Genomic DNA, 8731 nt, shown 5'->3' with positions numbered 1-8731 from the left:
TCTAACAACGAATACTGCTTTTGTTAATTTGAAAGTACGCTGTCGGATATTGGAGTTGCAATTAGAATGCGGCTGTCCATTCGCAGGATATTGCGTAGTTTAGTAAACTGTCCCCGTAATTCCCCGTAATTCCCTGTCCCCGTAATTCCTAGTTTAGTAAACTGTCCCCGTAATTCCGTAATTCCAAATCCGTAATCCGTAATCGAAAAATTAGCACTAGACGACTGGTCTATTTTAGGCTAAGTTTCAACCTATGAAAAGTGAAACGCAAAATGTCGACGTTCGTCAAGAAATCCTCGATGTCGCCCAAATGACAATGAGCAGCAGGGGGTTTTCTGCAGTTGGACTCAATGAAATTTTGCTCAGCGCAGGCGTGCCGAAGGGTTCATTCTATCATTATTTCAAATCCAAAGAAGCGTTTGGTGAGGCGCTTTTGCAACGGTATTTTGATGACTATCTGAAAAGCATGGACCAATTGTTTGATCAGGGCAATTTGGACGGCGCTGAAAAGCTGGTGAATTACTGGCGCAACTGGGTGACGACACAAACTGTATCAGACCCGCAAAGCAAATGCCTGGTTGTCAAACTTGCCGCCGAAGTGGCTGATCTGTCCGAAGGTATGCGAAATGTTCTTCTACAGGGCACCACCCGCATCATCGCACGGCTCACCAAAGCCATTGAAAATGGAGTCTTAGACGGCTCGCTAACTATCGAAGTCAAACCATCGCACTTAGCAGAGACGCTTTACCAAATCTGGCTGGGTGCAAGTCTTTTGGCAAAAATCTCCAGAAATGATGCGCCGTTGATGGCGGCGATGGTCGCAACGCGAGGCGTGTTGGGGATTACCAAAACTGACTAGACGGGAATAACAGTACCAATTTTCGACAGACAATAGACGACCGGTCTAATTTTGATGCAATCAAATTGGCCTGAGCGGCCAGCATGTGCTGTCCGAACATTTAGCAAGAAAACAAAAAGGAATGATCAAATGAAAATACTCGTAGTTTTAACCTCACACGATGCCCTAGGGGATACCGGTTTGAAAACTGGATTTTGGCTGGAAGAACTGGCCGCCCCATATTACATTTTCAAGGACGCGGGTGCTGAAATTACTCTAGCTTCGCCGAAAGGCGGGCAACCCCCTCTGGACCCGAAAAGCAACGAGGCTGATTTCCAGACCGATAACACGCGCCGATTTGAAAATGATACTGTCGCTCAGACTGCGTTGGCCAATACCTTGAAACTGGGCGACCTTTCGCAAGCAGAATTTGACGCTGTGTTCTACCCGGGCGGCCACGGCCCGCTTTGGGATCTTACTGAGGATCGCAATTCGATTGCCCTGATTGAAGCCTTCTCGGCGGCGAACAAACCCATCGCATTGGTCTGCCATGCTCCAGGAGTTCTGCGCGACGTCAAGTCACCCGATGGCAAGCCACTTGTCAGCGGGAAGACAGTGACAGGCTTCACCAATTCTGAAGAGGAAGCGGTGCAACTCACCGAAATTGTTCCGTATCTAGTTGAAGATATGCTTAAGCAGAAAGGCGGAAAGTTTTCGGCTGGAGCTGATTGGGCGTCACATGTTGTGCAAGACGGAATTCTAATAACGGGGCAAAACCCGGGTTCATCTTCCGCAGCTGCGCTAGTGCTGTTGGAAACAATGAAGACTGAAGCAGCAAGTATGGCCAGATAACTGCATAATTGGCATCAAACGTGAATGGGCGACAGACGCTATCGAGCTTGAGCTTGCAAAATGTCGAAAAGGTATGGGCTTGGCCTGAAGCAATGAGCAAGGTGTCGGCGGTGCGAATAGCCGCCGACACTCGAATTCTTTGCTTACACCACTGAACCGCATCGGCGCGCCCGCCTGACCGCAAAACAATGCCGCCTGCGCCCGCAAATGCCGATTTTAGTGATTTGCATGGTTTGCATAATTTGCGGCAATCCGGGCCGTACAGATACGCATTGTTGCACGTTGGGTGGGCGTTTTGGTACTTAAACGCCATAAATGTTGGCATAAATAATAAGAAACTTGATTTTTGGAGAAAAAAGCCCCACATATACAAAGCGCGTTTAAAGCCGTCATTGGCTAACTGATCCTCCGGCCTGCCGGATTGTTTGGCTTCCCCCTGATTTCGTGAACGTTTCAACCCATGAGCATGTCGCCCATGGGGATCTCGCTCGTACGCCTCTGGCGGCGGGCATCTATATATATAAAAGGTATCAGCCATGACAAACGGCACCGTTAAATTCTTCAACAGCACTAAAGGCTTCGGCTTTATTTCTCCAGACGATGGTGGCAAAGATGCATTCGTGCACATTTCAGCTGTCGAAAATGCAGGCCTTTCAGGTCTCGCTGATGGTCAAAAAGTTTCTTATGAACTTGAAAGCGGCCGTGACGGCAAGCTTTCTGCTACCAACCTTGAGTTGGTTGACTAAATAATGATTGGGGCTACGCTTGTTGCGTGGCCCCTTTTTTCCCTTACATTAAGGATCTTGCTGTGATCAGTATCTTAAGGACGCGTGCTGAAGAGCGCTTTGCGGCCATTGAGCGCACAAAAAAAGTTACGCTGAGTGAGCGTCAGGAAAAAGAAATGAAGACGAGCGAAAACACGGCTCGCCTGAAGGCGCTTCGCCTTGCCAAGGAAACTCAAGAGCGCACGAAAAACAAAAAGTAGTCCGTTCTGAAAACTCGCCCTGCATCAACAAGTGCTGAGCTGAGCCAAGCGGGTTGACTGGCAATTCGGTAAAAATTCCTGTGCGCCGCAAGCTCCAGCCAAATTGCCCAAACCATCAAACACGTTATCACCGCACATTTGTTTCTTTCCCGCATCACGACATTGCCGATCCCAATTGCAGAACATGCTTTGGGCGCGACGCAGTTCGGCCTTTGTCAAACCACCAGCAATTCCAAAGGTTGCCAGATCATCATGATTCCACTGGTAAACCCGCTGCCTTCCATTCGGGAAACCCGTCCTTGTAGCGGCGTACTGTAAAACCTTCTGCACGAAGCGCTTGAACTGCCTCGAATGACAGCACACAGTAAGGCCCGCGACAATAAGCAACAATTTCCGTATCCCGCGGCAGGTCCGCCAGCTGGCCCGCCAATTTTTCAAGCGTGATGTTTTTGGCGCTAGGTAAGTGGCCCGCTCTAAACTCGTCTTCTGGCCGCACATCGAGCAAGGTCACGCTGCCAGCCTCAAGCCGCAAAAGGAGCTCGTTGGGGCCAATTGGCTCCATACTGTCAAGTTCCAAAAAATAGCCATCAATGACACCCCGAACCTCAGCCATATTGTGCTCGGCCAAGGTGCGCAAAGCCGTCACAGCCTCTACAATCGGCCCGTCTTGCAAACGATAGCGCACATTCTTCCCGTCGCGCTCACCGACCACTAAGCCCGCCTTGCGCATATGCTGCAAATGCTGCGAGACATTGGCAAATGACAATCCCGTGGTGGCCGTTAAGGCGTCCACATTTTGCGGAGATTGCGCTAACAGCTCCAATAATTCCAGGCGATTTTCATTGCCCAGAGCGCGAGCTAAGCTCGCAAAATGCGCAAACATTTGCTGTTTTGGCGAAAGGCTTGACATTCGCATCTCCTTCATTCAAGCATTCTATTGAATAATAGAACTTCATGTCAACCCAAAGGGAAATCCAATGAGCATTCTCATTATAATCAATGATCCACCATATGGCACGGAGCGTGTTTACAATGCGCTCCGCCTCGCTCAGGCGCTCTTAAAAGCCGACCCATCTGTTCCTCTGACGGTATTCTTAATGGCGGACGCTGTGCTTTCAGCCAAGGCCGGCCAGAAGACCCCCAACGGGTACTATAATGTGGAACGAATGACCAAGCGGATCGTGGCTGCAGGTGGAAAAGTGTTGCTTTGTGGCGCCTGCATGGATGCCCGCGGCTTAACGCAAGAAGAAATGTTGGAGGGGGCCGAGCGGAGTACAATGGAAGAGTTAGCAACAGCCACCCTCAGCGCCTTAAAAGTTTTGGTTTTCTGATGACAGCAGCGCTCAATAAAAAGGCGATGCATCGCCAAGTATTTCTACTTGCCACCGCACAAGCGCTTTTCCAGACGGTTTCTGTGCTGGTGATGACCATTGGGGGGTTGGCAGGAAGCTTGCTTGCCCCCGCACCTGAATGGGCCACCGCTCCGATTGCGGCAATGTTTCTTGGTACGGCACTTTCGACCGTACCGGCATCGATGTGGATGACGCGCGTAGGCCGAAAAATTGGTTTTGTTACGGGGGCAAGTCTTGGCACCCTGGGCGGACTGTTAGCGGCGGGGGGAATGATTACCTCGTCTTTGCTGCTGCTTTGCGTTGGAACATTCTTGGCGGGTACATATCAGGGGTTCGCACAGTTTTATCGCTTTGCTGCCGCCGAAGTGGCTGTGGGTGACTTCAAACCCCGCGCGATCTCACTTGTGTTAGCAGGTGGCGTAGTCGCTGCATTGGCGGGCCCCACGCTCGCTCGTGTTGGCGGCGATCTGCTCAATCCGACTTATACGGCCTCGTTCCTGTTTTTGGCACTAGCTTCAGCGATAGCCGTTGGCGTACTGCTTTTTGTTAACGTCCCGCGCGCCGTTGAGTCGGTAATTGAGAAGGCTGCGCCACGGCCTCTGTGGGAAATTGTGCGTCAGCCGACCTACCTGGTTGCCCTGTTTGGCGCCGTCACAGGCTATGGCATAATGATCCTTGCCATGACCGCGACGCCGCTAGCCATGGTGAATCATAACCACAGTCTTGGCACGACCGCCACGGTCATCCAGTTGCATGTTTTGGGTATGTTCTTACCCTCGTTCTTCACCGGCTCTCTTATTGCCCGCTTTGGTGTTCTGCGCATCATGTTCACTGGCATTATACTGCTAACGGGCCATGTATTGTTTACCCTGTCGGGTGTTGGCGTCTATTCGTTCACTGCAGCACTAATCCTGCTTGGGGTGGGTTGGAACTTTCTATTTATTGGTGGCACCACCCTTTTGACCCGCGCCTATAGCCCAGCGGAAAAGGGAAAGGCTCAAGGCACCAATGATCTGACGATCTTCATCGTTGGGCTTGCTGCTTCGCTGGGTGCAGGCGTGATGCAAAATTCCTTTGGATGGCAAATGCTCAACACCATGCTTTTGCCGTGGTTAGGTCTCGCGGCTGCGGCCATTCTTTGGCTCGCAAGTCACAGCACAAAGACCGTCGATCGTTCTGTGGGGTCATAACCTTAATTGAACTGCACGCGAGCAGCTCGATAGTTTATCATCAATGGCTTCGGAGATTGGTGTTCGCCAAATTGCAAAAGCCCGACCCTAAGCGCTGTCAACAATGCCGCAAATGTCAGCACAGCGCCCGGGGTCAGAAAACTTCTTTATTGCGTCACATATCCATGGCCGCACCGGGTGTGGCGATTTGGCCCATCATGCCCATTTGCATGTGATAAGGCACCATGCACATGAACATCCAACTGCCTGTGCTTTGCACTTCGACAACAAAGCTGATGCTTTCACCAGGCAACATCAGCGACTGTTCAAACAGCGCCTCGTGTTCGAGTAAGTTCCAGTCGGCCCGCTGCGCCCGATAGTTCACCGCTTGCATTTGTGCCATAGCCATAAACATGAACTCATGCAGGTTCTTGCCATCATTGCGGACAGTGAATCGTATGCGTTCGCCCTTTTGAACTTCAACGCTCAGGTCGGAAAATGTCCATTCCGACATCGAGAGCTCAATCTCGCGATCCGCAGCTGCGTCGTCAGCACAGAAACCAAGTCCATTGTCTCCCGAACAATCGGTCGCCATTGCCATATTGGCCATGGGCATCGTTGTATCGTCAGGCATGGTCATAGTGTCACCATCCGCAGGTGCCATATCAGAAGCTGGCATCGTGCTGCCGTCAGGCATAGCCATTGTGTCACCATCTGCAGGTGCCATATCGGCCGCAGGCATTGTGCTACCGTCAGGCATAGCCATTGTGTCACCATCTGCAGGTGCCATATCAGCCATCGGCATTGTGCTGCCATCCGGCATGGTCATGGTGTCGCTGTCCGCGGGTGCCATATCGGCCGCAGGCATTGTTGCGCCATCGGGCATGGTCATAGTGTCGCCGTCCGCTGGTGCCATGTCAGCCGCTGGCATTGTGCTACCGTCAGGCATGGTCATGGTACCGCCGTCTGCAGGTGTCATGTCCATGCCGCTCATGTCCATGCTACCCATGTCCATATCGCTCACAGCCTGCTCAAGCATCACTTCGTCCATGGGCGGGACTTCAAACACACCGTGCTCGATTTCTTCGTTTTCTGCGAACGGACCCGTTGGCAAAATGCCTTTGTTTTGCAACTCAGTCACCGACGACATTGCCGACACGCCCTGGTAGCCAGGTTCTTGCCGGACCACCGTAAAATAAGCGGTCGATCCAAGAAGGAGTACTCCCGCGATCAAGTAAAAACGCATAATCATTGCAGGTTTCCTTTCATTCCGCAGGCTGCGCAGCAGCGTCCGGCGTAACAGCATCATCGCTGAGCGCCCATGGGTCGGCATCGGCCTTACGACCGCGGCTAGCACTCCACATGATATTAGTGACGAACACGAGGAATCCCAACCCAATGAGATAAGCCGCTCCGGTGAGCAACAACTGTGGCAATGCCCATTGTTGCAAGGGCAAATAGTCTACGACCCAGCGCGGGAAATAGACATAGCCTAGATAATACATCAGGGTCACTTTGGAGAATATCCCTATTTGCCAAAACCAGAAATGAGTATTGGCGAGTGCCTGGTTGAACATTCGACCGGTGAAGTAAGGGTAAAGATAGTAAGCCCCTGCCATCGCCATATTGGCCATGAACCCGACAAACATTGCGTGAAAGTGTGCCGGCACAAAATAGGTATTGTGCACAAAGTCGCTGTCTGTTGCGATCTGCGCGTTCACATAAGCCGTTACACCGCCCAACATCAGGAAGAAGATTGACGCGACGATGAATTTGAACGGCACCGCGCGACGGGCCGAATCGGGTATCCGCTCAGACCACAGCGACGCGATCCAGTTGAACACGTGCAGGGTTGAGGGGATAAAGATCGCTAATGTCAGAATTTGCGTCGCGCGCTGGATCAATCCGACAACATTTTCTGCCGGCTGGAAATGGTGCGGATAAACCACGAAACCGAGTACCGTTAGCAATGAAAAAGCAACGACAGCGGACCAATAACTCCAGATCGGGCGGCCAAGAAAGCGTGGCAGCAATGTGTACAAAACCGCGATGGCTGGCATCAGGGGCAGATAAACCGCTGGGTGACCGTAAAACCAGAACATGAACATGAATGTCATCACGTCGCCACCACGGGCGGGGTCAAACATGGCCGTGATCTGTAGCCAATCGGTCAACATAAATATGCCAACAAGGGCAAGGATAGGGGTTGACCCCATCAGCAGAATGCCTTCGGAAATCGCTCCCCAACCCATGAGCGGTAGTTTACGCCAGCTCAGCCGGCGCGCAGCTTCCCAGCCATTCCGCATCATGACCGCCCCGGCCAAAAACTCCGAAATAGCCACCAGCGCTACCGCCAAGTAGCCAAGAAACGCCAGATTGCCACCAACACGCAGTGACATCGGGGGATAGAATGTCCAGGTAAAGTCAGGACGTGCGATCACCAGAAACACTGCTGCCAGAATCAACAGCCAGTAGCTCCATTGTGCTGCACCGGCCCAAAGTAGCCGCCCGGTGCCTAAAACCTTGGGCATCATGTAATAATTCAGCGAAATAACGAACGGTATGATGAATCCAAAAACCATGAACATCCCGTGCAACGTCATCAGCTGCATATAGGGCCGCGCCCCAAAAAATTGCACGTCTGGCACGGCCAGCTCGGTGCGGAACATGATCGCCATCAACCCACCAAGGCCAAGCATCACCACGGATGTCAGAATGCCCTTGATCGCGATATGGCGGTAATCGTTCGAGAAAAGCAGCGACTTCAACGTCATCTTGCCGATAATGTCTTCGGGCTCCCAATGGGGCGTTTCGCCCATTCTCTCGGCATCATATGCATGTGCCATCAGTAATCTCTCCTAAATTTCATTTTGACCGGGCTCAGGCGTCAGCACCTTCGCTTGCAACGCCTTCGGGACCTTCAACAACCAACCATGCCTTCATCTGGGCATGACCAATGCCGCAATAGTTCAAGCACTGGATCAGATATTTTCCGGGCTCTTTCGGCGCGCGGATCCAGACATCACGTTCCTTGCCAGGGTCGAATTCAACGGTGATCCCAGCTGCTGGAATGTTGAACCCGTGGATCACGTCATTCGAAAATATCCGGAACAAGATGGTTTCACCCGGCTGCACAATCGCGGCGTTGCGACTGATCATGTTGTCGTCGGTCAGAAACGCAAAGCCCCATTGAAAAGCGATCACCTTGAGTTCTTTATCGAAACCGGCTGACCCGTCGATCGCTGGTTCATCCAACACCCCAGCTTGGGCCATTTCACCTTGGTAAGCGCCAACCACTTCAGTGCTGCGCTTGTCGCCGTACCAGACCACGACAACCAGCACACCAATAAATGCAAATTCCATCCAATATTTAGGTCTCCATCGTGTGGGCAGGAATAACGCTAAAAAGAGTGCGCCAATCCCCAACCCCAGAAGGAGGAAAACGATGATCATCATTGTTGCCAGATAGTTACTCAGGCCAAGTGCGGATTCCATGGTGTTCTCCTTGGAGTCGACGCTGTGACATTCCCGAGGG

The 8731-nt window shown here is 51.9% G+C and carries 10 protein-coding genes; 6 read left to right on the top strand and 4 right to left on the bottom strand.

The features are described from left to right. Positions 1-253 precede the first annotated feature (253 nt). From ACJAZW_RS02255 to ACJAZW_RS02240, 4 genes are all read left to right on the top strand, one after another. On the top strand, positions 254-859 hold the full coding sequence (locus ACJAZW_RS02255) for a TetR/AcrR family transcriptional regulator (RefSeq protein WP_415155233.1): 606 nt from the start codon (positions 254-256) through the stop codon (positions 857-859). Between the two features lie 129 nt (positions 860-988). Beyond that, entirely contained in the window at positions 989-1690 is a 702-nt protein-coding gene (locus tag ACJAZW_RS02250) for a type 1 glutamine amidotransferase domain-containing protein (protein WP_415155232.1), read from the top strand. Between the two features lie 536 nt (positions 1691-2226). After that, positions 2227-2436 carry a cold-shock protein gene (locus ACJAZW_RS02245; protein ID WP_415155231.1) on the top strand — a complete coding sequence of 70 codons (210 nt, stop codon included), beginning with the start codon at positions 2227-2229 and terminating at the stop codon, positions 2434-2436. A gap of 62 nt (positions 2437-2498) precedes the next feature. Beyond that, positions 2499-2675, top strand: a complete 177-nt coding sequence (locus ACJAZW_RS02240) for a hypothetical protein (RefSeq protein WP_415155230.1) — start codon at positions 2499-2501, stop codon at positions 2673-2675. 250 nt (positions 2676-2925) lie between these two features. On the opposite strand, the gene ACJAZW_RS02235 is transcribed toward ACJAZW_RS02240, so the two are convergent. Further along, positions 2926-3585 (bottom strand): ArsR/SmtB family transcription factor, encoded by a 660-nt coding sequence (locus ACJAZW_RS02235; RefSeq protein WP_415155229.1) that lies wholly within the window; start codon positions 3583-3585, stop codon positions 2926-2928. Between the two features lie 67 nt (positions 3586-3652). Here ACJAZW_RS02235 and ACJAZW_RS02230 point away from each other — a divergent pair, with 67 nt between their 5' ends. Beyond that, positions 3653-4006 (top strand): DsrE/DsrF/TusD sulfur relay family protein, encoded by a 354-nt coding sequence (locus ACJAZW_RS02230; protein WP_415155228.1) that lies wholly within the window; start codon positions 3653-3655, stop codon positions 4004-4006. Then, the gene (locus ACJAZW_RS02225; RefSeq protein ID WP_415155227.1) at positions 4006-5217 is read left to right on the top strand and encodes an MFS transporter; all 1212 of its coding nucleotides are present in this window, start codon (positions 4006-4008) and stop codon (positions 5215-5217) included. The genes ACJAZW_RS02230 and ACJAZW_RS02225 overlap by 1 nt, the downstream gene beginning before the upstream one ends. Positions 5218-5371: 154 nt before the next feature. On the opposite strand, the gene ACJAZW_RS02220 is transcribed toward ACJAZW_RS02225, so the two are convergent. From ACJAZW_RS02220 to ACJAZW_RS02210, 3 genes are read right to left on the bottom strand one after another with little or no spacing between them, the layout of a single operon-like run. After that, the gene (locus ACJAZW_RS02220; protein ID WP_415155226.1) at positions 5372-6448 is read right to left on the bottom strand and encodes a multicopper oxidase domain-containing protein; all 1077 of its coding nucleotides are present in this window, start codon (positions 6446-6448) and stop codon (positions 5372-5374) included. 13 nt (positions 6449-6461) lie between these two features. Then, a complete protein-coding gene (locus ACJAZW_RS02215) occupies positions 6462-8042 on the bottom strand; it encodes a cytochrome c oxidase subunit I (RefSeq protein ID WP_415155225.1) in 1581 nt (526 codons plus the stop codon). Between the two features lie 34 nt (positions 8043-8076). Beyond that, a complete protein-coding gene (locus tag ACJAZW_RS02210) occupies positions 8077-8691 on the bottom strand; it encodes a hypothetical protein (RefSeq protein ID WP_415155224.1) in 615 nt (204 codons plus the stop codon). Positions 8692-8731: the final 40 nt, after the last annotated feature.

Origin of the sequence: Maritalea sp. (assembly GCF_047634455.1) — a bacterium.
Taxonomy (GTDB): Bacteria; Pseudomonadota; Alphaproteobacteria; order Rhizobiales; family Devosiaceae; genus Maritalea.
Note: the sequence above shows the minus strand (reverse complement) of the source record. Positions and strands in the feature narration are given on the sequence as shown.

Coding starts and splice junctions, on each gene's coding strand:
- ACJAZW_RS02255 (WP_415155233.1), top strand. CDS start 254: ATGAAAAGTGAAACGCAAAATGTCGACGTTCGTCAAGAAATCCTCGAT.
- ACJAZW_RS02250 (WP_415155232.1), top strand. CDS start 989: ATGAAAATACTCGTAGTTTTAACCTCACACGATGCCCTAGGGGATACC.
- ACJAZW_RS02245 (WP_415155231.1), top strand. CDS start 2,227: ATGACAAACGGCACCGTTAAATTCTTCAACAGCACTAAAGGCTTCGGC.
- ACJAZW_RS02235 (WP_415155229.1), bottom strand. CDS start 3,585: ATGTCAAGCCTTTCGCCAAAACAGCAAATGTTTGCGCATTTTGCGAGC.
- ACJAZW_RS02230 (WP_415155228.1), top strand. CDS start 3,653: ATGAGCATTCTCATTATAATCAATGATCCACCATATGGCACGGAGCGT.
- ACJAZW_RS02225 (WP_415155227.1), top strand. CDS start 4,006: ATGACAGCAGCGCTCAATAAAAAGGCGATGCATCGCCAAGTATTTCTA.
- ACJAZW_RS02220 (WP_415155226.1), bottom strand. CDS start 6,448: ATGATTATGCGTTTTTACTTGATCGCGGGAGTACTCCTTCTTGGATCG.
- ACJAZW_RS02215 (WP_415155225.1), bottom strand. CDS start 8,042: ATGGCACATGCATATGATGCCGAGAGAATGGGCGAAACGCCCCATTGG.
- ACJAZW_RS02210 (WP_415155224.1), bottom strand. CDS start 8,691: ATGGAATCCGCACTTGGCCTGAGTAACTATCTGGCAACAATGATGATC.